This is a genomic window from Pseudomonas sp. BO3-4 (assembly GCF_034044115.1).
Classification (GTDB): domain Bacteria; phylum Pseudomonadota; class Gammaproteobacteria; order Pseudomonadales; family Pseudomonadaceae; genus Aquipseudomonas; species Aquipseudomonas alloputida.
Genome location: NZ_CP139018.1, coordinates 4,538,607 through 4,561,417, shown reverse-complemented (window position 1 = coordinate 4,561,417; position 22,811 = coordinate 4,538,607). Strand labels below are relative to the sequence as shown.

The 22,811-nt window shown below is 59.7% G+C and carries 9 protein-coding genes; 6 read left to right on the top strand and 3 right to left on the bottom strand.

Annotated elements, in window-relative coordinates; translation table 11 throughout:
• Nucleotides 1-7: 7 nt before the first annotated feature.
• Entirely contained in the window at nt 8-4,906 is a 4,899-nt protein-coding gene (locus tag REH59_RS20980; protein ID WP_014859867.1) for an RHS repeat-associated core domain-containing protein, read from the bottom strand.
• Nucleotides 4,907-5,103: 197 nt separating this feature from the next.
• Between REH59_RS20980 and REH59_RS20975 the strand changes: the two genes are divergently transcribed.
• Genes REH59_RS20975 through REH59_RS20950 form a run of 6 tightly spaced genes read left to right on the top strand, consistent with a single transcriptional unit; the run spans nt 5,104 to nt 19,098 of the window.
• Nucleotides 5,104-6,909, top strand: a complete 1,806-nt coding sequence (locus REH59_RS20975; RefSeq protein ID WP_014859868.1) for a hypothetical protein — start codon at nt 5,104-5,106, stop codon at nt 6,907-6,909.
• A gap of 38 nt (nt 6,910-6,947) precedes the next feature.
• Complete coding sequence (locus REH59_RS20970; RefSeq protein WP_320450348.1) at nt 6,948-9,410, top strand: hypothetical protein; 2,463 nt, start codon at nt 6,948-6,950, stop codon at nt 9,408-9,410.
• A 59-nt stretch (nt 9,411-9,469) separates the two neighbouring features.
• Nucleotides 9,470-11,818 carry a hypothetical protein gene (locus tag REH59_RS20965; protein WP_014859871.1) on the top strand — a complete coding sequence of 783 codons (2,349 nt, stop codon included), beginning with the start codon at nt 9,470-9,472 and terminating at the stop codon, nt 11,816-11,818.
• A 4-nt stretch (nt 11,819-11,822) separates the two neighbouring features.
• Nucleotides 11,823-14,711 (top strand): hypothetical protein, encoded by a 2,889-nt coding sequence (locus tag REH59_RS20960; protein ID WP_014859872.1) that lies wholly within the window; start codon nt 11,823-11,825, stop codon nt 14,709-14,711.
• Nucleotides 14,708-15,190 carry a hypothetical protein gene (locus REH59_RS20955; protein WP_121783871.1) on the top strand — a complete coding sequence of 161 codons (483 nt, stop codon included), beginning with the start codon at nt 14,708-14,710 and terminating at the stop codon, nt 15,188-15,190. Before REH59_RS20960 ends, REH59_RS20955 begins: the two co-directional genes overlap by 4 nt.
• 41 nt (nt 15,191-15,231) lie before the next feature.
• A complete protein-coding gene (locus REH59_RS20950) occupies nt 15,232-19,098 on the top strand; it encodes an RHS repeat domain-containing protein (RefSeq protein WP_014859873.1) in 3,867 nt (1,288 codons plus the stop codon).
• A 48-nt stretch (nt 19,099-19,146) separates the two neighbouring features.
• Here REH59_RS20950 and REH59_RS20945 read toward each other — a convergent pair whose 3' ends face one another.
• Both REH59_RS20945 and REH59_RS20940 read right to left on the bottom strand, forming a co-directional pair.
• Nucleotides 19,147-20,241 (bottom strand): fimbrial protein, encoded by a 1,095-nt coding sequence (locus REH59_RS20945; RefSeq protein WP_014859874.1) that lies wholly within the window; start codon nt 20,239-20,241, stop codon nt 19,147-19,149.
• 56 nt (nt 20,242-20,297) lie between these two features.
• Nucleotides 20,298-22,793, bottom strand: a complete 2,496-nt coding sequence (locus REH59_RS20940) for a fimbria/pilus outer membrane usher protein (protein WP_128573622.1) — start codon at nt 22,791-22,793, stop codon at nt 20,298-20,300.
• Between the last annotated feature and the right edge of the window lie 18 nt (nt 22,794-22,811).

Below are 22,811 nucleotides of genomic sequence, written 5' to 3'. Positions count from 1 at the left end.
TTGTTATTTAGCGTCTGATTTCTGCATACGGTAAATATATTTTATGGCCGACTGGAATATCCTCGGCTATTGGGAAGAAATGCTTGGTTTTTAAGGCTGAGAGGGGGGCTATTGGGTGGGGGATTTGCCTTGCCATTTTTATGTCGTAAAGGGTTTTCCCGCTGTTTATCAAAGGGTCGTCGGTGATTGATGTGACGGCATAACTGCCAGTGCGCACTGCAATATTTGTTATTCTTGAAAGCAACTGCAATGCGCCCACCGCAAGCCCAAAGATAGCTGCCGAGTAATTCAGGATTGTCCCAATATTGTTCCGCGTTTCATGCCCCGAAAGTATCCCTTCCGTTTGTAGCGTCGTACCGGCGACTGACAACGTGGCTGTAGCCACCGTGGCCGCCAACTTGATGCCGGTGGCGAGCGATACCCCGGCAATCGCCCCGACGCCTGCCGAAAAAGCCGCCCCCGCGCCACTGATGCCGCCACCGGCGGCTGACCAGGCAGCCGCCATTGCCGGCGCAGCTACGCCCCCCGTCACCACGACGGCCGCCACTGTGCCAATGGCGGCGAAGAGTATGCCCAGGCCCATCCCGATCCAGCCGATCGCACCCAAGGCCCTGCCTTGCCAGAGGCTGTAGCTCTTCAGGTCTGCCAGCGACCGACTCTGCCCGCTATAGCCGATGCTGTAATGCCCGGTCGGGTCGCGGAAGGTTATCGGGTTGCCTTGGCAATAGCCGTAGTAGTTAAGCCCCCCCGCGCCGAAGGGGCTGAGTGCGTCGGGGCTGTGAAAGCGCATCAGCACCGGGTTGTAGGCGCGGTAGCCGCTACCGAGCAGGTACCAGCCGCTGTCGGGATCGAGCGCTTCGCCGTTGTAGCCCAGGGTGCCGAGCAGTGGATCGTCGGCGTGCTGCTCGCCATACGCGGTATAACGGACGGCGCGCGTGCTGCCGGCCTGGCTCTCGGCGATCACGCTGTGGCTGGCACTGGTGTGCAGCAGCAGGGGCGATTGCGCACCACTGCCTTTCTGCTGCTGGCCCAGCGCTTGTTCGTCATGATGCAGGTACAGGGTTTGCAGGCTGTCACGCACGGCCATGCGCAAACGCTGGCCGTCATGCAGCAGCAGCGTGCGCTCGCCGGCCTCGGGCCTGCTGACCAGCAAGCCGCCTGCGTCGTAGCCATAGGTGTCCGGGGCGCCGCTGTCGTTAAGGCCCAGCAACCGGTTCTGGCTGTCGTAGCGAATCGGCCGGGCTTGCTCGTCTCGGGTCAGGTTGCCATTGGCATCGTAGCTGAACTCAGGATCGGGCTCGGTGCGCGGCGGTGTGTACTCGATACGCTGCAGCTGGCAGGGGTCGCGTTCGGCATGAATAAAAGTGGCGCGTTCAGCGGCCGGCCCACCTGTGAAGGAAGTGACGGTCAACTCGATGTTGTTGTAGGCATCGAAGTTGAACACCTGCATGGCGATGCTGCGGCCCAGCGCATCGCGAGGTTGGTCCGGCCCCGTGCAGTTGTACATGTTCAGGCGCGCATGGCTGTCGTAACCGAACTTTTCGACCAGTCGCGATACTCCGCCGACCTGCAGGGTGCGGCTGAGCAGGAGGTCATCCTTGTCCCAGACGGTTTCCTGTGTGCGTTCTGGCTGCCCGGGCTGACGCCAGGTGCGTTTGACTTCACGGTCCTGGTCGTCGTACTCGATCTCGGTTTCCAGGGCCTGTGCGCTGGCTCGGTCATGGCTTGTGATGAATTTGATACGGCCCAGATCATCGTATAGGAACTCGGCCTGCAGCTGCCCCTGAAGGGTTGAGATCAGGCGGCCCTTGGTGTTGTACTCGTGGGTGGTGTCTTCACCGTAGGGTTCGTGGGTGTTCTTCAGACGATCCTGCAAGGTGCTGCTATGAATGCGGCTCCAGGTCTTGCCGTCGCGCTTGTCCTCCCAGTGTTCGGCGGTCAGCTGATTGGCTTTGTTGTATTCGAAGCGCCGCGCGCATTGCCGGTTGTCGTCGCTCAGCAATCGGGCGCTGACAGGGTCGTAGGCGAAGCTGGCGTGGTCCTCGGGCGCGGTGTTGCTGATCGGCTCATTGGTCAGCTGCAGGTTGTAGTCCAGCTCGATGGTCTCGCCAGCGGGGTTGATGCGTTGGCGCGGTATCGATTCACCGTCGCGGAACAGGAAGTACTCCGTCCGGTCACCGGTGGTGGTCCCTATCAGGCGGTCCAGGCCGTCGAAGTACTGCGCGCCGATCTGGCGGGCGGGCAACTGCACATTCGCCGGGGTCACCACCAGGCGGGTCGGCAGGTCTTCGGCAGAGTGTTCGGCGTAGGTGCGGGTGAGCAGGGTTTTATTCGGTTGCTCGGTCGTGAGCATCCGGCCCCAGGCGTCGTAGCTGAATGCAGTGGTGTGGTTGCGCTCATCCGTTTCGGTGAGCGTGCGTCCGAGGCCGTCATAGCTGTAGCGGCGTTCGCCAATCAGCTCCCCCAACGCATCCAGGCGCTTGCGCAGCACCGGCTTGTTGAACAGGTTGAGCCAGGTCTCGGTCTTGCCGCTGATGGCCCGTGCCTGGTGGGTGAATCGGATGTTCCTGCCGTTGCGGTTCTGCACCTGGGGCCGTGATCTCACTTTCCCGGCTTCGCGCCAGCTGTAGCGAATGGCGCCCTGGTGATTGGCGTCGCCGATCGGGTCCAGTACGTTGTGCTGCTCCACGTCGTCCGGGCCGATGGTGCAGCATTGCTCACCCCAGTCGTCGTACCGCGTTTTTGTTACCAGGTGCAGGTACTGCTGGGCTTCCAGCCAGTCGGTAACGCTTTCCTTCACCCGGTTGCCGTAGGCATCGTACTGGATGGCCAGGATTTCGTAGAAAGCGCCCGGCCTCGCCTCGAGCACGTTGTCACGGCTCTCCCGGGTCGGCCGTCCGAGGCCGTCCAGCTCGGTTTCGGTGGTGATGCCGCGAGCGTTGGTGACTCGGGCGCGGGCAATGTCGGCATCGCTGGCACAGAGTTGGTAGTCGTAGCGTTTTTTGGCCTCGAACGGTGTCTCTGGCGAAACCCTTTCCTCGGTGACTCGGCGCAGGGCGTCGTACGCCCATTGTGTGTGAACCCCGTTCTCGTTGAGTTCGTAGAGCTTCTCGCCATGCAGCAGCGAGCGCCGTTGAACGGTGGATCGTTGCGCGCCGTCGTAACCAAAGAGGGTCTTGCGGGTTTCCAGTACCTGATGGCCGCCCAGAGGGTCTAGCAATGAATTGAACTGGTACTGGGTGGTGGTTTCCAGCTTGTTGCGTTTGACCACCTCCTGATAGCGGCGGCCATGCCGCAGGCTGGACTTGGGCGCGTCGAGGTAATAGTAAATTTTCTCTTCCAGGGGATGCGCCGGATCGTGCGCATGCGTCAGGGTTTCACTGTGCTCGACAATCATGGGGTTGAGGGTGATGGCGTTGCCTGCCAGTGGCGCCAGCGCCTTGTAGCGGTAGTGCTGAGTGAGAACAGGGGCTTGCCCCCGGCCGCTGCTCGCCGGGGTGGTGGTTTTGCTCTTCAGGTGACGAACGAAACCATTGGCATCACCGGGGTAGCCATCTTCCGCTTGCGTGCCATACCACTCTTGGGTCTCGGTCACGCCGTTGGCGAGTTTGCGCCAGATGATGTTGCCCGATGTATCGTAGGTGGTTTCGACGGTTTCAAGGCGGCTGCGCGTGATGTTGTTCGCCAGCGACCAGCGTGTCTGTTCCCTGATCGGCATTTGCAAGGTCGACACCTGTTGATTGAAGGGGGCGTCCTTGATGTTGTACTGCATGGTGACTTCATGTACGCAGTTGTTCTGCACGGTTCTGGTCGAGGTCAGCAGATGGAAGCGGTTGAAGGTGCGGGTGATGTCGCGCAGTGCCGTTCCGTCCTCGTCGCGCAAGGTTTCGACCGTTTGATACTCAAAGTCGTACCGTTTCGACTCGTACAGGTTGTCCAGCCCGTTGTCAGACCAACCGATCCCGGCGCCGTAACCCAGAAAGTTGTTGGAGCCCGGGTAGGTATAGGTTCGCTGGAACGCAGGTTGGCCACCGCGCGGTTCGATGACGTGCCGGGTCACGCGCGGCAGGGGTGGCCGGGCGTCACCGGGGAACAGATGGCCACGGTCCTGGTAGTAGAGATATTCACGGGCACCGGTCGGGGGCTCGATCTTGCTCACGCACAACAACCCGTTCACCAGGGCGTAATCCAGGCGCCAGCTGGCCAGCTCACGGGTTGGCAGCACGATCGATGCGACCCAGTCAGTATTGATCAGGTTCATCGCATAAAGGGCAACGGGCTGGCCGTTGTCGCCCTGATAAGGGCGCTCGCGCAATTCGATGCGGCCATCGTCGCGTTCGATTTCCAGCAGGATCTCCTTACGCTCGTCGCTGATCGAGCAGAGCATCATGTAAGACGAGTTGAACGGTTTGTATTCGAGGTCGATCCTGTGCCCCGTGGCCGCGTAGATCTCCACCGGCAGGGCGATACGCCCGTTCGCGCTGCCCATTTCTTCGAGGATCTCCACCAGGCCTGAACGGTGCACCACGCGATAGCGCGCGTTGCCGCCTGGCCCGGCAGGCTCGCGGTACAAGTGAAAGTGCGCCAGCCGTTGCTCCTGCATTTGCAAGCGTGAACCCGAACTACCGGTCACTTTGAATGATTCACCGCTGTACGTGGTGATGACCTGTGTATGCGGTGCGAACTGCGTCAGTGACAGATTCCATCCCCGCCCCCAGCCCGAATCAATCATATTGAGCGGGTTGAAGTTCAGGCTGAGTTCAAGCTCGGGGCCGGAGAAGTAATTGGCGCCCAACTCGGGAAGTTTGATGGACAGTGTGTATTGTCCGGTGCGGCTATCGACACCGCTCTCCATGAAACTCATGAAGTTAAGGGCGTTGGAATGCAGTGAAGATTCCGTACTCATAATGAACGTTCTCACTCTGCTTGTCAGGGGTGGCGGGCGCTGTAAGACAGGGGCTGCGCGTGCCGAATACGTGTCGACAGTAGTGGAAGTTTCGTGTGTTGACACCTATCAGTTTTGCCAGGTGTTCAGGTTCCGGGGCGGTGTTATATCTATGCCAACTCTCGAATCGGACATGTGCAAGGCGGAGATATTCATACATGGACATGCCAGACGTTTCACACCTTAATGAACGTATGAACTCTGTCGACCTGGACGCGCTTGGCAGTGCTGATCTGACGACTTGGATTAGCTACCCCGGCATTGCCGAGCACGACCTGGTATATATCAACTGGCGGGGGTGCAAGGCCGACAACAGTGCCGAGGACCTCTTTGGCGAACGCGAAGTATTGAGCCTGGATGCCGGCCGCGGGGAGATCCTGATCGATAACGCACTCGTCACTGCCTTGCGCGGTGGTCAGGTGTTCTATTCGTTCACGCGTCTGGACAACGCCGGCAATCCTGTGGGGCCTGAGTCCAAGCGTCGTTTCTTCTTCGTTGACCGGCCCGCTGAAGGCATATGGGCTTTGCCGGTTGCCCACTTCCAAGATGCCCATGAGGGGGTGATCGACGTCAACCTGCTCAATCCCGAAGGCATATTGCTGGCAACAGCGCCCTATGCCGCCATGGCCAAGGGTGACAAGGTTTTCCTGAGTTGGGAGCCCTGGTTCAATGAGTCCGTAGCTGGCGATCCGTTCGAGCAAGTACTGGAAGTGCAGGAGTCTGATCCTGGCCGGCCACTGCTGTGGCACCTGGAGGTTGGCCAGGTCTTCATGTATATCGGCGGGTTCGCCTTTTTGCACTATCGCATCGAATTCGCCGACGGCACCAGCAGCCGGTCGCCAGCACAGCGCTTCGACATCGTTTCGCCCGCCGCCGGCGACCCACCGCCGGCACCTTTGCTGGCGGCGCCGCGTATCCCAGGGGCGACGGATGGCGCGCTGGATCCTGATGACGAAACCTATCGCGCCGGCCTTCTGGTGGAGGTGGACCCCTATCCGGAGCTGGAATTGGGCGATTCGCTGGTGCTCTATACCGTAGGGCCGGAGGTGACGCTGCGCAGCCTGCGTGTGGATGCGAGTTCGGTGGACAGCAAACGCTTGACCTTCCACCTGGAGCGGGAGTGGCTGCAGAGCGAGGTCAACCGCGGCAAGCGGTTCGCGTTCAGCTATGAGTTTTCGCGTCAGGGCGTGCAGAGGCGCTCCCAAGTGCTGGATCTGGTCTTGCAGCGCAAGCTTTACCTGCCGTTACCGATAATCCCGGACGCCACGCAGGAAGACGGTGACGCGTCGTACCAGGGCGTGGTCCATCCAAGCAGGCTGGAGTGTGGCGCCGAAGTGCGAATCCCGGCAGAGGCCGAGCTGGGTGATGGCGCGGAGCCTGCGCCGATCGTCAACCTGCATTGGGAAGGGCACGGCAGCACGGGGGCAGCCATCGTTCCCCGGCCGCCGTCAGGTGACACACTCCTGTTCACGGTGCCGCGGTCGGCCATGGCCGCCAATCTGGGTAGACGTCTGTGGGTGTACTACACCGTCACCCGCGCCGGCGAAACGCCACGCACATCAGAAAAGTTCGAGCTGCGGGTAAGCGATTTCGATCAGCGCAGCTACCCGATAATTCAGGTCAAAGGTGCCGAGAACCGGGAATTGAAACTGCACGAAGTTCCAGTGAATGGCGCTTTGTGCACGCTGCCTTTTTGGACGTTCATGGCAGAAGGGCAATTGCTGGGTATTGAGGCGCTAGGCCGTTCGATATCTGGCCAGGATGTCACGCATATTCTGCGTCCCCCCACCGAGGCGGTGACATACGACGAATATTCTGATGGCGTTATTGAAGCCTATCTGCCCAAACAGTTTCTTGAAAACCTGGAATTGCGCAGAGATTTCAGGTTGACCGTATCTGCAAGTTTCGATGACGGCGAAACCTGGCGGGCATTTCCAATCGTTGATCTTAAGCTGGTTCCTTAAACAGACGCGCCTGCGTGTGTGTAAATGTGAGGTGATTTATGTCGAGCAATTCGAAACAGGATTTGCTGGAGTGGTTGCAGTCTGACTACCGGATGTTGGGGTGGAATACGATTTTCGCTATCCAGAAGGACAAGGCGGACACTTTGTTGACCCAGGAATATATACGGCGCTTCAAGACCAGCTCTTACCTTGACCCTATCAGCGGTGAGACGGCGCCGGACAATGGTTACAAGGTTTATATGCAGAACTTTGTTCTGGATCACCCGCGGTTGTCATTCGATAATGCCGATATCACCGGTTCGCGTGCCAGCCTGCGTATGAAAATACTCGGCGGCAACCAGGTAGGGCTGAAGCAGGTGGGGGCCCATTGGTACCCACAGCGGATCGATCGGATAGAACCACTGGTCGGGCCAGAGCTGCGCCTGCGGCTGGAACTGTCCGACGTGCCTGGCTATGTCGCCGACAACGGCGCGTTGACGCTGGACTTGCACAACAGTGATGACTTTGTGGTGACCTTCTCGGATTCCAGACGCGTTCGCGAGCTGGGGGGGGACTTCTTCAAGGAGCTGTTCCGCGGGTTGCCGGACCATCAACGCGTCTGGTCATTCGGCAGCATCGAACATGGCGAAAATGACCTGATGCGGCCCGAGTCGTTCATCCTGCGTACCCAGCGTAACCCCTCGGTCGCCCTGGCCCCGATGGAGAGCGATGACGCCGATGACGTGGACGGTGCGCTCGTGGGGTTGGTCGCCATGGGGCCCAGTAACGGGCCGCAGAATATGCCTGGCCCGGAATACCGTTACTTGATTCCCGATGACAACGGTGATTACTCGGCGACGGTACTGCTTGATAAAGCCTGGGTCGCGTTGGCTACCGTGTTAAGCAAACTGCCGTTGGAGTTTTTCACGAATGTTGAATTTAAATTTGAACGTGCAGAAAACGGTGATCTGACAGCGACTGCCATTGCAGGTGTAATACCCTCAGAGACAGAAAGTTCTGTTCACCCTTACCATGAGCAAAACTTGCGCGGTAGTGTTGATTGTCGGGCGTACATTGATTTCATTACTGATGAGCTGCCGCTCAAGGATGTGCTGAAGTTTCATGTGTCAGGGGACCGTGTGTCCATGGAGCTGGTGACCGTTCATACAGCCACTGCGGACTTTACTCAATATAAAGAAATTGTCGCCACGCCGCATTCCTGGACGTGGGGGTACGCGTGCGTGGGGCTCTGGCATGCCGAAATCGATGTGAAAATAACGGCTAGCTGGCAGATACAAGACCTGCAAGGCGCTACGTTGAAGCTTGAAGAGTATGGTCACCATATATACCCGAAGGACGGTTCGTTTAAATTTGAAGGTGACCCCTACGAAGACCAGGTCATGGCGCTGAGCCTTTTCCATGTACTGTGGGGGGTTACAGTGGCGACGACTTCATTTGCCTCGCTGGCTTCCGCGCGCGGCCCCCTTGCCGCGGCAAGAGCCGCACTCGCCAAGGACCTTCGTTCAGACCTGTACATGGAGGAATTGATCGATAAGACCATCAAGCTGAACTTTGGTGGCGCGATACTCGCAGGTGAGCGGCACATGCCCCGCGACATTGCCTGTTTTGGCATCGTCGCTCCACAGCTGACCACCTTCGCCGTCACCCCCCTGGAAAAAATCGTGACCCACGGCAGCACGTTGCAGCTTGCCACCGTCCCGGCGCAAGCCAACGTAACCTGGTCGGTCGAGTCGGTAGAGGGCTCCACGGATGACCCGGGCCATTTCGACCAGCACACCCATGGCCTGTATCTGGCGCCCGGGGCTGCGGGCATCGAAGGTGAATTTACCCGGGTGCGTGTCACTGCCACTGTTCCAGGCTCAGGCTTTGCCAGTTCGGCCCTGCTCACGGTGGTCAAGAACGCACTGCAGGTCAGCCCATTGCTGTCGGTCTGCCAGGTGGGCGACGAGGGTGTCAGCCTCAAGGCGGACAGTGTCGTTGAAGGACCGCTGCAATGGCGCATCCTCGGCGCTTCACCCCATGGCAGGCTGGCGCAGGAATCGGGCACGGCCAATCGCTATATCCCCGGCGAGAACCTGCCCGACAAGTCATTCATCGTCGAAGAAGTCGAGGTCCGTAACAGCTTGACCGATGAGCACCGGACGCTGTGCATCGTTACCCAGATGACCCTGAAACGTCCCTCTGATGTGGTGGTGGACAAGCGCGATGAACAACACGCCAGGGTCTGGCTGTCGATCCATCTCAGCGGGGCGTCAGGTGTCGACCAGTTGACGGTGGTGCATGGCCCGGGGCAGATCGATATCGATGAAGACGGCAAGCCTTACTACCAGGCCGACGCCGCAAGCCCCGCACATTTCTGCGTGGTTGGCGTCGTCTGGAGGCTCTCCCCCGAATTACCCATCACGCTCGAGGGCTTCATCGTGCTGCCGCTGCCGCTGGGGCAGCACAGTCAAGCCTATCAGGCCCTTGAGCAGGCAGCGCAACGGGCAACGCGCAGGTAGTCAACCGGCGTTCACCTAAACCCATACCTTTCAGCACTCCAGTTGAGCGGGGCCACATCATGCCTACCAATTACCTCTCGGTCATCACGGCCTGGATGAAGCACAACCACAAGCACCTGAACTGGGACCTGACGTACGCCACGCGTCCCGAGGCCATCAACGACCTGCTCACGTTGGCACATTGCAGCCAACCAGACAGTGCCCTGGGCGATATCGAAGGTGAGATCGCCATGCCAAATTCCGATGTCACCCACATCCTGACGGGCTACCGCATGGGGCCGCCCGCACTGGTGGATATGCAAGCGAACTACGCGTCACCCAAGGTCCGGCAAAGCCTTGCCTTGGAAGGCGGGAGCCATCTGGTCATGGACAAGACCGAGGGGCTGCTGAGCCTGTCGGTTCACGACCTGCTCGACCCGTTGCCGGTCACTCAGACACTGCTGCTGAGCACCGATGCCCAGGGCGTGAGCGCCGACCTGCGTGAAGGCACGGATACCGAGCTGGACCTGGGCGGTGGTTCGCCACTGACCGCCGGGCGATTCTTCAAGGAAGTGCTCAGCGGGTTGGGCAGCGCCCGGCAGGTTTATCCCTTGGTGGACTTCAAGGCGCTGTCTGGCAACCCTTACCTGGCGGTTCGGCACAGTGAAGTACGCACCCACGTCAGCAAAGCCGACGGCAAGTCCGCACTGGTGATATTCGCGGGTATCAACAATGGCTCTGTGGGCAACCTGCCCGGTGAGCAGTCCGATTACCCGTTCCTGCTCCCCGATGATCTTGCGCAACCGGTCGACAGCGCACTGTTGCTGACATCGCGCTTCCTGCACCGTGCAGCTTACGCCACGGGCCTGGCGCAGATGCTCGAGGGTGGCGCGTTCGATGCCCGGTTCGATGAAGACAATAACTTGCAGCGGCTGGATGCCACGGCCGGGCTGTTGGAGGTGTACCCCAGCACTTACGAGAGCGACAAGTATCAGTTTGCCTGCGAGGGTTTCAAAATTGCCGTGGACGCAGGGGCGCCGGCCGGCGATCAGGGGCGGGCTGCCCTGGCGGATTTCCAGCCCCTTCTGAGTGTCACCTTTGAACACGATGAGGTCCGCCAGCACTGGAAGTCCTATTGCACGCTGACCTTCACCTACAAGCCCAAGCCAACGGGTCCTCTGTACAGCCGAACGGCAACGTTCCAGTTCGACCTGCAAACCGTGTTCACCCTGAATGCGCCTGCATCACCTGAGGAAAGCGCTGGCTGTATGTTGCTAGGGCAGGTTTTGTGGCCGTGGCAGGCGGCCGAAGTGACGGAAGTCAGTGGCCTGCCCAGCGACACGCCATCGGACCTGCGAGAGGAGATCTATGCGTTTGTCGCCTTCCTGGTCAAGCAGGCGGTACTTGAAGGGCTGGCCAGGGAGTTGACGGCGATGATCCCGGAACAGGTGATGGCCGGTCTGTCGCTGGCAGATGGCAAGCGCCTTGTACCGTTCGACTTCCAGTTACCCGATGGAATGGCCGTGTTCGCCAGCGGCTACGGCACGGCCGGCATGCGCATCGTCGATCGCCCCGTGACGCTGGCACCCGGGCAGCGGCATACGTTCAGCGTTGAACCGCCGCGTGAAGGGCTGACATGGTCCCTGGAGGCTTTGCCAGGCACTGTCGGTGATCTGGGGCGCATCGACCCCGCCAGCGGTGAATACCGGGCACCGCCTGCGCACGCCATGGCGGGGAAACCCGTGCGGGTCCGGATCACCGCCACCGACCCGGGTACCAACAAGCAGGCCATCAGCATGGCCTCTGTGGCGCCCGCGACATTGACGGTCAATCCACTGATCCGGGTCTGCTACTTCGACGACACACTGACCCTCACGGCGGGTGCGCTGACCGGAGACCTTGACTGGTCTGTGGTCGACGATGGCGAAGTAGGGCGGGGCTCGGTCGTCGCTGAGGGCGATGGCAGGCGTTGCACCTATACCGCAGGCAGTAAGGTGGATGCCAACGTGGCCTACGTGCTCGATCAGGTCAGGGTACAGAACCGGGAGACCAGCGAGTCGCGTTCAATCTATGTGCTGGTACGCCAGCGGCGGCCTGAACTGGTGATCGACGTCGAGCAGTTGCCCGATGGCGACCTGCAGTTGACAGGTATGTTCGATGGGGTAGGCCAGCCAGACACCCAGTGGGCATTGCCTATTGCAGGGACTGGCGAGATCGATGAGGCCACTGGCCGCTATTCCCCTGTATCTGCCGACGCCGATGCGCGTTTCGCGCTGATTACCGCCAAATGGGCGATTCCAGGTTCTGTCTTCATCCTCGAAGGCCACCTCATTCTGCCGCTGCCCCTTTCCTTGCACTTCGACGCCGCACGGCGCGCTGCCAGCCCGACAGGCCTGCGTGTGGCCACATCACCATCCATTGGAGGCTGAGACCATGTCCAATTCACTGCAAGAACTGCTCGAGCTCATGAAAAAGGGCTCAGTGACGCTAGGCTGGGGGGCGGTTGCTGTCTATAGCCGTGACCGGCTCAACCGCTTGCTGGAGCAGCAATACCTGACGCGCTTCAAGGAAAACCGCTACCTCCCGCCTTTCAGTCACACGTTCGCAGGCGTGGGGGTGAAGGAGGCCGTGAGCGTTGAGGCGCTGGAGTTCGGTACGCCCTTGCTGTCGTTCAGCAATGCGTCGACGAGCGATGCCAAAGCAACCCTGACCATGAACATCATCAAAGGTACGGTGAACAACAGTGGCAAGTTGGTCAGCAGCGTCGAGATCACCGAGGCGTCGGGGTACTGGCTGCAGATGGAGGTCGACCTGGAGACCGTGCGCGGTGAGGTTCACCCGTACGGCCTCGTTGCGCTCAACCTTGCCAAGGGGGGGCGGTTCAGCAGCAACCTGTTCGAGGATAAACCCGACCTCGCTCAGCAACTGATCGACGCACTGCAAGCCTGGATGGGCGAGATGCCTGGCCGTTGCGCCAGGTTCGAGCTGGGCACCGTGGATTTTTCCGGTTATGGCCCGCTGACACCTACAGGCTTCATCCTGCGCACCCAGGCGGCACCTGGTGCGCGAGTACGCGATGCCGTCAACTACGGCGATGGCGCAGTGCTGGTGTTCATCCGCCTGCGCGATAGCCTGGTCGATGGTCAGCCGCCAGGCACAAGCTACCCGTATCTGTTGCCCGACGGTGATTACTCGGCAACGCTGGTGCTGAACAAGGACATGCTTGGCCATGCCTCCGACGACGGCCTGGAGCTGCTCGCCCGACTGCTGTTCCCTGAGCTCAATGCCTTTGTCAAGAAAGTGGACAGTACGCCGTTGGACCGCGTCATGTTCGGCAATATCGACCCGTTGCGCACGCAACTGACGGTGAAACCGACCATGGGCACCGTGGTGACGGCCGGCAAGACGCAGCAGTTTCGGCTGTACGACGGCAAGGATCAGATGATCACTGCCAGCGCCTGGTCGGTGATCAACCCGCAAAGCCATGATGACGCAGGGCATGGTTCGATCGATGGAAATGGCCTTTTCACGGCCCCTTCACCGGAAGTGATCGGACAGGAAGTGCAGACATTCATCATCAAAGCTGAATACAAGCAGGGTGAGGAGACTTACCATGCCGCCGCCCGCGCGCTGGTGATTTCCGAGCCAGTGCTGGCGATGCCTGCCTTCGGCGCATATCGCCCGCAAGAGAGTGCGGACGGGATCGACCTGTGGAATGCAGGTTTAGGCAACGTCAGCTTTGAAATGCTCGGGCAGCCGCTGGGCCAGATAGCCAGCCTGGGCAATGGGCGCTCGCGCTTTGTGCCTGATCAGCAAGCCAGTCGGCGGATTCTGGGCGTGCAACAATTGCAGGCCAGTTCAACGGCAAAGGGCTACAACGCGCTTGTCCTGGTAAACAACCAGCCACTGGTTTCGGTTGACCCACCTTTCGTACCCAGGGTCGGCCACGGTGAGGCCACCCAGCTGAGCGAGGTGAACCGCATCATGCCCAACGAAACGCGGCGTTGGCGGATGCTGGCAGGGCCGGGCAGCGTCTCGCCATCGGGCCATTTCCGGGCTTCTGAGCTTGCTGTTTCGCAACCCAACGTAGTGACCTGTGAAGTGGTGCGCAACGGTGTCGTGTTCGCGGCGGGCTACAGCGTGGTGAAAGAGACCGCGGTCAAAGCAGTCAGCGGCTGGGTGGATCTGCAGCGCTTTACCCTCACGGTCGGCAAGAGCCCTGACGGTGTGACCGGCACTGTGGGTTCCAATGGTTACCAGCAACTGGAACTCGAGGTCACCGTCGAAACCATGCAGGCGAATGGCCAGGACTACAAACTGTGTCTGGACGAGATAGCCTCCATCGCGCTGTACGACAGGTCGGGGATGAAAATTCCTTTTCTGTGCGGGGACGGGATTGACTCGGGCTCTGGCAATGTCTGGCGCACAAACCTGAAGCCGAACGATTTCATCCGAGCCAATGAAAGTCTCATGGCGACTGAAGGGCACGGACCGCAGCCCGCAGCGCCACGAGGTGCGGAGGACCGAACCATCCGCCTGCAGCTGTTCTTGCACCGCCGCGGAACCACTTTCTCGGAAGTTTTTTACGCCGGTTTCCAGGCAAAGAGCGGGCGGTTTTTCTACTCGAATGACACCTCCGATCAGAATGCCACAATCGAGGTCAAGGTACACACGCCGGCCGCCTACAAACCCACAGACTACACGTTTGTTCGCAAGCGAGTGGCGGGGGGCGGCACTAGCGAAGGGACACACCCGGAGCACGAAGATTTCGACCTGCACCCGGAGACCGACGATTACTGGATGTTGGACTACCGCGGTGGGAGCTTCTACACGGCAGAATTCATCAAGACCAGGGAAAGTGATAACGACAAGGATGTGAATACCTCGATGGTGCGCTGGGAAAGTTCTTATTCTGATGAGTTCTACCGCAGTTATACAGGGTATGTTTTTCAGGACTACAACAAGCCAAAGCCGGAGTTTGTTTCCTTTGATCCTGACTCGACACCATTGATCAATGGTGTCGGTCGTGAAGTGAGCTCGGTATACGAGCCCGGTCTTTTGGCAATTGTTAATTTCCGTCGACGGGACTTGCCATATTACAGTGCGACCCTTAATCCGGCTGTATTTAAAAAGCTCAGTAAGCCATTGCGTGTGCAGTTGCGCGATGCTCAAGGCAATTTGCATATTGTCCAGATCGATTATCTGTCCCCTGACACCATCGGTGATCGTAACATTCTGGTCCACACGGTTCCCTCGCGACCGACTGGCAGAGAGACTCCGATTATCCGTCTGAGCAATTACCATGAAGGAGAACGCGTATGAACCGTTATTGCATGGTGGCACTTTTGAGCGGTATATATGTCGGCGTGGGTCAGGCAGCGTCTGCGCCAAGTAGTGCAGGTACGATTCAGCTCGCCGAGATTATCGAACCCTCAGGACTTCCCGGTGGCAAGCAGTGTACGATCTCGGTGGAGCTGGGTGAATCTGAAAGCTTCAAAATGGCGGACACCACCTGTAAGAATGATACGATTACTTTCTTCAAATTCAATAATATACTCTCAACGTCAACGGTAGTATTTAACTCCGAAGAAGACTGCGGAGCAACGGATGACTGGGTATTCATCGTTAAAGCAATAAAGCAGCCGACCACCACGGGTTGGCTGAGTATCCCAGAGCTTGATGGGCATCGTGAGGGCGACATCGTGGCGCCGGGATTGGAGCTTGTAAAACATTACAATGATCATGGCAATATTAAAGGCAAGCTATCTTGCGTGCGTATTACTGCACCCTATAAACCTTAAAGGTTCCTTAAATGGTCTTGATTCTTTGATGGAGCTAGGTAATGAGCACATCCACTTCAGTGCATTCCAACGCTTTTAACTTTTCTTCCTATGTTGAAAGCGGCGTTGATCCTCGCACCGGGCAATACACTGTGTCGATCAGGCTGCCCGAATTGCAAGGCAATGATTTGCAAGGCCCAGGTTTCGAACTGGCGTTGTTCTACAGCCCTTTGAATGGCGAGGATTCAGGATTCGGCAAGGGCTGGAACCTGCAACTGACACAAGTACGCAAGCACATCGTGACGCTGAGCAGTGGTGAAGCGTACAGGATTACCGGTAAGTCATCGGTTACCGGGCGGCTGGAAATGAAAGAACAGAAGCTGCGGCAGTTCGATCTGTATGAGGATCCCCCTGGGCCCGGTGGGGCCGCACGTTTTCGCGTGGAGCACCGCTCAGGGTTGGTTGAGGTACTGGAAGTGATGGGCTCGGAAGAGGGCGAGGTCGCCTTGCCCGTGGAGCTGCATTCACCGCTGGGGCACATGTTGCACTTGAGTTACCTGCCCTTCGGCAAGGGTCACATGCGTTTGAGCGAGGTCCAGGATGAAAGTGACGTGCTGCTGAGGCTGCAACGCAGCGACAACAGCCGTGTCGAACTGCTTTGCTACCCTTTCGGTGGTGATGATGGTGGCCCGCTGGCCCGGTATGCGATGACGTTGCGCGAAAGCGACAACCGGGTCAGTGAGATCATCCTGCCCACGGCCAATCAGGCCCGCTGGCGCTTCACTTATGAGGACGTGTTGGGGTACTTGTGCGTACGTGAGTGCACAACACCCTATGGTGGGGTGGAGCGGGTGTTCTACGAGGACGCCGGGCATGAGTTCCCACGCAGCGCAGCACGTGACAAAAATCTGCCCAGGGTTACCCGCCATGAAATCGATCCACGCTTTGGTCAGGCGGCGAAAGTGGTGCGGTATGAATACCCCGGCACGCACAACTTCATCGGCGGTGGCAGCAGCATCCCGTGGTCTGACGAGGGCCTGGACAATCTCTATGAGGTGCCGGAGGACTATACCTACAAGTCGATTCAGATACAGGAAGTGCGGACGCAGCCGGTGCGTACGATCACGCGTACATTCAACCGCTTCCATTTGCTCACCGAGCAAGCCACCGCTCAGGGTGACAAGCTGTTGCAAGCCTTGACCCGTTACGCTGACAAGGCTGGCAAGTTCGAGAGCCAGGAGCCTTATTTCCAGCTGCCCCATGACGAAACCCAGCGTTGGTCGCTGATCAGCAACCCCTCCCGGCAGCGAGAAGAGAAGCGAGTCACCCGCTATGACAGCCACGGCAACGTGTTGACTCGCCTGTTGCCGAATCAGGTACTGGAAACCAATGTCTGGTACTCGGCTGAGGAGGAGGGCGATGAGCACGGTTTCGTGCGCAACCTGAAGACCCGGACCGTGCAACCCGCAGCAACAGGACACGGGGCGGCCGCCACCTTGACCCAGGCGTACCAGTACCGGGCGCTGACCCCGTTGGGTAGCTACCTGAAGCAGCCCTGGCGCTTGCTGGAAAGCGAGACCCTGAGCGAATCAGGTAGCACGCCTGGTACGTTCCTGGAAAAAGTCAGCAAGCTTTACCAGGAAGAATCGGCCGAGCGCTTCAGCTATGGGCGAGTCAGGCAGCAAACCGTCAGTTACCCCGGTGTCGATGGAGGCAGCCCGTTCGACACTCTGACCCATTATGGCTACTCCCTGCCGGACGATGAGCGTGCACTGCAGACGTTGGAAAAGCTGGTGGGCGTTGACGGTGAGTCCAAGACCATCACCTTGCGACATTCCCTGGAAACGGGCGAGCCGCTGCTCAACCTGGACGACAACGGTGTCGAAATCCGATACTACTACGACGCTTTGCGTCGGGTAACACGCGAGGTCGTGGCGCCAGGCAAGCCTTTCGAAGCGGAACGCAATTACAAGTACTTCCTCTGCGCATACGACAACGAGCAGGCCCAGCAATGGGCCTATGACGTGAAGCAAGTCGAGACGCACACGCTGCTCGACGGGCTCAGCCGTCCCATCTTCGAAGAGCGTGCAGACAAGGACAGCGCGACGTATGCTGGTGCTTTGCGGCCTATCTACCGCGCTCGTCACGACGAACTGGACCAGCTGGTCGAGGAAACCGAAATCGACTGGCTGGGTGATGGTTTGCTGGAATTGACCAGCCACATCAGTTACGACGACTGGGGCCAGAGGTACGCTGTCCTGAATCCGGATGGCACGACTCAAGTCGAGGAGATCGACCAGGTGGCGAGCAAGGACGGTCCGGTGCATCGCGCCTGGCGTGAGGTGGAGCACTCACGGGTCAGCGGCATCAACGAGACGTGGTACAACCTGTTCGAGAAGCCGGTGCGGATCGAGCGATTTGCCCTGGATGGAAGCACCAGTATCAGCTTGCAGGTCAATGACTACGATGGGCTTGGCCGGCTGAGCAGGGAAGCTCAAGGAAGCGGTACAGGCCAGCGTGTGGTTGAGTATCGTTACGACGCGTTCGACCGTGTCCGCGAGGAACGCCTGGCAGATCGAGTCAACACGGTCTATCGCACCTATGCCGGGCACAGTCGCAATGACCTGCCGGTCAGCATCAAGGTGGGTAACACCGAAAACGCCGCCGTGTTGTTGGGCGAACAGGTGTTCGATGGCCTTGAGCGGCGAACCGTGGCCAAGACCGGAGGGCGAGAGCAGAAATTCGAATATGACCCAGGTGAGCGGCAACCGCATTGGGTGCAGGCGCCGGATGGTACCCGGATCGAGTACCAGTACCGGCCAGCGTTGGGTGAAGAGCCCGTCCTTCGGGTCCTCTCCGGCAAGGAAGCGAAATACGAGTATGACCTGAAAAATGCCAGGCTTACCCATTGCGAAGAGCCTGGGGATGACGAGAATTCCGGTTACACATTGGACCGTAGCCATTTCCTGAGCAACGGCGAGGTCAAGCGCGAGTCGCGTACGGTGGATGGTGAAGTGTTCAGCATGGCCTACGACTACAGTTTTCGCAGTCGCTTGCGTGCCTATGTGGATGTGCTGGGGCAGACACAGCTCTACGATTTCGACGATGTCGGGCGCCTGGAAAAAACCACGCTGCACGCGCCTGAGCCCAAAAGGTCTCGCTACCGGCTGCAGCGTGCGCCTTCCGGGCAACTGCTGCTGGAGTCGACGTTCGGGTATGACCGCCAAGGACGCATGGCGTCCATTACCACCACCGATGCCAGCACCGGGAATGCTTTGGCAATTCTGCTCGAGTACGATGAATTCGACAGGGAGATCCTGCGGACCTTCGATTTTGGTGACACCGTGCAAACGTTGGCACAGGACTATGATGAGTTCGATTGTTTGAAGTCCCGCATTCTGAAGGAGCGCCCGAAGGGCAGCGACGAAAGCCAGGCCACGCTGTTGCGGCATGAGACTTACCAGTACGATCGGCGCGGGCGGCTGCAGATATACACCTGTGATGGCCCTGAAGCGCCCGTGGACCCCTCTGGCCAAACCATTGCCAGGCAGATATTCGGCTTCGATGGCCTGGACAACATCCTCTCGGTGATCACCTACCGCCCGGACGGGTCGTGGCAGCGGACCTTGTACGAATTCAAGAATAGCGATCCGGCACAAATGAGCCGGATCATTCCGCCTGATGCGCTACTGGAGACCTATGACGTCGATCACGACCTGGAGGAGTTGTTCAAGATCGTCAAATACGATCCGCAGTTGGCTATCGATTTGCATTACGACTGCAATGGCAACCTGATCAGTGATGAGCAGGGTCGGGTACTGACGTATGACGGGCTCAACCGTTTGCTCAGGGTCGAGACCCCGGACGGTGAACGCTGTCGCTACAACTATGACCCAGAGAACATTCTGTCCGGCACGGCCCCTGGCTAAGGGCACCGGGGGGCGACGAGGCCGGTATAGGGACCGGCCTCGTCGCATTCAGCGGTAGCGAATGGTGAAGTTCAAGGCGCCCTTGGCCAAGCCCGGGCGCAGGCTGCTGTTGGGTTCTGTCTGGTAGAAGCGAGCCTGAAAATTCAAAGGCACGTTATTGCTTGTCAGGGGTACCAGGTCGATCTCTTTGTTCAGGGGCATCGATACCCCGTTGTACAGCATCTGAATACCTATGCCACGGGCTGCGGAGTCGTCGGTCAGGCTGAACACGTTTTCATCCGCAGGGCCAATCGGTCGAGAACCATTGATGCCATCGAGTTCGATGGTCGCAAGGGTCTCGTTACCCGGGTCAGGGTCCACCTGGCAGTTGCTCAAGCGGACCTGGAATGCTGCAGGAGGCGTGGTGAAGCCTGGGCCGGTGAAGTCGTTGACGCTCCATTCGCCGAGGTCCACCGGGTTGGCACTGACGTCTGCTGAAGCATCGCACTGGGTCTGGATGACCATTGCCCTGAGGGTGTATTCCAGAACTTTGCCAAAGCCTCCCCAGTCCAGATGGCCGGTCACCAGTACGCCATCCAGCTGATGCTCGCCGGGCGGCAGATCGCCGGTCTTGACCAGCGTGATCCTGTGCCTGAACGTGGCTAGCGTGGCCGGGCCCAACTGGGTCTGCTCGTAATAGGCCGTGAACGGCACCCTGGGCGGCCTGCTGTCGGGGATGAACTGGTCGGTGCCACCGAGGAAGGGGTGCAGCAACTCTACGATCGCTCCGATGCCTGGGATGTTGGTCCTGAGGACGGGGGCGTCGAGCAAGCGCCTATCAACCGCAGGCAGCGGAGGATGTACCCCGCGGGCGGCCTGGAAGTTGAAATTTATCCGCTCGCCGTAGGTCCGGCACAGGAGGGCAAGGTTGTTCTGGTCGAGAGTGGCTTCGAACAGCTCTGGGGTGCCGATCGTTGTGCCGATCCGCGCATCGCGTGGCACATAAAGGGTGTTCAGGTCGCGGACATGGACCTTGAGGTTTGCGCTGATCAGCGGTTCGAACTCGCAGCGGGTCTGGTCTACCGGCATGGCCATGGCGTTTGCAGCCGGCCATGCCAGGGTGGCGAGCAGCGCCTGGAAAAGGGTCTTGTTGATGCTTTTCATGGGGGTCCTGAAAGACGCGGTACGGCCGTGGGTACGGCTGCACCGCGTGAAGGTTGCTAGATACAGGTCAGGGTTTGCTGGCGATAGCCGTCGACGACGGGAGCGTCCAGTCCATCGAGATGCACCCGGCAGCCGGCGTTGGGCTGGTCGCCCCAACTCACCTGCAGGGGTTGCTCCTGGCTCGGGTTGGTGAGCATTACCAGGCCCGCCTGCCCGACCATGCCCAGTTGGGTACCGTTCTCGGCCAGCACCTGGGCCCCAAAAGGCAGCGGTTGACCCTGGGTATCGTGCAGGGTCAGTACAAGGCGTGAAACGCGGCGTGCCTCGAAGCGGTGCTTTACCACTGCACCCTGGCGAGGCACTACCTGGGCGATGCCGTTGTCGATTTCCACATCAGGATCGAGACGGTCGGTTTCCAGGACCACCGAATTGGTCCGGTACGGTTGCAGGTAGGGTAAAAGTGCATAGCCGCGTGAATTGGTGCGCGTACCCGTTGCGTTTTGCAGGCCCACATTGGCCACGCCAGGGACTTCGATCAAGGCCGCGGTATCTCCCAGATATCGGCCGAACTCCAGCCCGTCAGCATGCAGCAGCACCGCACCACTGGCATTCAATGACAGGCTGCGGTAGTTGTCGGCTTCGGTATAGCCAGCACTCACGCTGGCATAGGGCGCCTGATGGCCGAGCGACAGTGCCGCTGTCTTGCGGGCGTGTTCGTCACGGCTCAGGCTGGTGCTGTAGCTCAGCGCGCGCGCGCTGTCACTGCCGCTGAGCGTGGCACGCTGGCTGTAGCCGTTGGCATTGTGCTGCAGGTCGAAGGTCGCATTGGCGCGGTGACCGAAATGCAAGGGTACCGTCACGCTCAGGCCGAACTGACGATCACTGCCGTAACGGTCGGTCAACGATTGTGAGGCGAACAGGTTGTAGCCTACACCCCGATGCTGGGTGTTGAAGTTGAACTGGTATTGCCGTTGGGTGGCATTGCTGCGCCAGTAGTCCTGTTGCGACAGCGTCAGGGTCAGCGAGCTGGTCCTGCCCAGGCTCTGGTGGACCGAGGCCTCCAGGCGGCTGCGGCGACTGCCGCTGAACGTAGTGTCTTGGCTGCGCTGGCGCACCACTTCATCGAAGTCACGGTAGCCTTGGGTCGAATAGCGATATCCGGCAAAGCGCAGGTTGGTTTGGGTGGTGAAGGCCTTGGCATACTTCAGGGCGTAACTGGAACCCTGCACCTCGCGCTCATGGGCATTGTCGATTGCGCTGGACGCCTGCGTTACATCGAAGGCCACTGCGCCCAAGTGGCCCAGGTCCTTGCTAAACCCCAGGTTGCCCGCGTGGTAGAATTCGCTGGCCATCAAGCCGCCGTAAACGGTGGTGTCCCAGTAGGAGCCTACGGCCAGCGTGCCTTGCCAGAGCAGCGGGGTCTCGAGGTCGCTGGAGGGGTTGTAGCGCCCGACCGTGGCACTGTAACGCCATACGCCTGGGCGCAGCAGATTGCTCATGGTCGAGTACGGCTGGATGAAGCGGCGGACCTGGCCATCGGCCTCGGTCACGACGACTTCCAGCTCGCCGCTGCCTGCGGTACTCAGGTCGTCGATGGCGTAGGGACCGGCGCTGACGTACGTCGAGTAGATCGGATAACCATGCTGCCAGATCTCGACTTTCGCCCGGCTCTGTGCCACGCCGCGAATGATCGGGGCATAGCCGCGCTGGTTGTCGGCCAGCATGCCCATGTCCGAGGCCACGCGCACGCCTGATATTGGCACCGAACGGAACACTTCCCTGTCCGTGAAGGTTTCGCCAATCGTCAGATTGGCGAGGGTACCCGGTATATCGCGCTGTGCGTAGGTCTGTGCCCGGGTCCATTCCGTTTTGCCCTGGCTGCCCTGGCGCCAGGACTGGGTGCTGCGCAGGCGCCATTCGCCCAGGTTGATACCGCTGTTCAGGTACAGGTCGTTGCTGGTGTAACGGCCAGAGGAGCGATTGCGGCCATTCAGGGTGGAGGCCTGATAGTTGATGAAAGCGGCATTGATACCACTGTCCCAGCGGGAAGGGTCGACCTGGTTAGCGGTGTTCCGGCGCATGGCGATCTGCGGAATCGAGATGGCCAGGTGCAGCTCCGCAGGGGTGAAGACGATTTGTGCACCAGGAACGACGGCCAGCAAGTCCAGGCAGGCACTCGCCTGGTCCTCTGGATTGGCCAGTGCGTCCAGGCGCATTCCCCATTCGCCAAGCAGCCTGGCTGGCAGGCAAGGCTGCAGCTCGCCGTCCGGGCCTGGCTGGAAGTCCAGCTCATGCTGGCCGGCAGGTTCAAGATTGACCTGTACCTCTACCCGGTAGCGGCCAGGCGCGAGCCCCTGATCGCTGGTCAACATGCTCAGCGACCAGGCACTCGCTGCTTGCGGTTGGCCAGGCACTTGGCGCAGGAAGCCGCTCTGGAACCCGGAGTCTGCCTGGGAGTAGGGCGCTGAGAGCAAGGTGGAGCTACCCAGCAGGCACAGCAATGCGCTGCGCTGGCGGCGCATAATGCGCCAGCGTAGTGGGGGGAGGACCATGATGACGATTCCTGTTTG

Excerpts from the sequence above, each read along its gene's own strand:
- REH59_RS20980 (WP_014859867.1), bottom strand. The coding sequence starts at position 4,906 with ATGAGTACGGAATCTTCACTGCATTCCAACGCCCTTAACTTCATGAGT.
- REH59_RS20975 (WP_014859868.1), top strand. The coding sequence starts at position 5,104 with ATGGACATGCCAGACGTTTCACACCTTAATGAACGTATGAACTCTGTC.
- REH59_RS20970 (WP_320450348.1), top strand. The coding sequence starts at position 6,948 with ATGTCGAGCAATTCGAAACAGGATTTGCTGGAGTGGTTGCAGTCTGAC.
- REH59_RS20965 (WP_014859871.1), top strand. The coding sequence starts at position 9,470 with ATGCCTACCAATTACCTCTCGGTCATCACGGCCTGGATGAAGCACAAC.
- REH59_RS20960 (WP_014859872.1), top strand. The coding sequence starts at position 11,823 with ATGTCCAATTCACTGCAAGAACTGCTCGAGCTCATGAAAAAGGGCTCA.
- REH59_RS20955 (WP_121783871.1), top strand. The coding sequence starts at position 14,708 with ATGAACCGTTATTGCATGGTGGCACTTTTGAGCGGTATATATGTCGGC.
- REH59_RS20950 (WP_014859873.1), top strand. The coding sequence starts at position 15,232 with ATGAGCACATCCACTTCAGTGCATTCCAACGCTTTTAACTTTTCTTCC.
- REH59_RS20945 (WP_014859874.1), bottom strand. The coding sequence starts at position 20,241 with ATGAAAAGCATCAACAAGACCCTTTTCCAGGCGCTGCTCGCCACCCTG.
- REH59_RS20940 (WP_128573622.1), bottom strand. The coding sequence starts at position 22,793 with ATGGTCCTCCCCCCACTACGCTGGCGCATTATGCGCCGCCAGCGCAGC.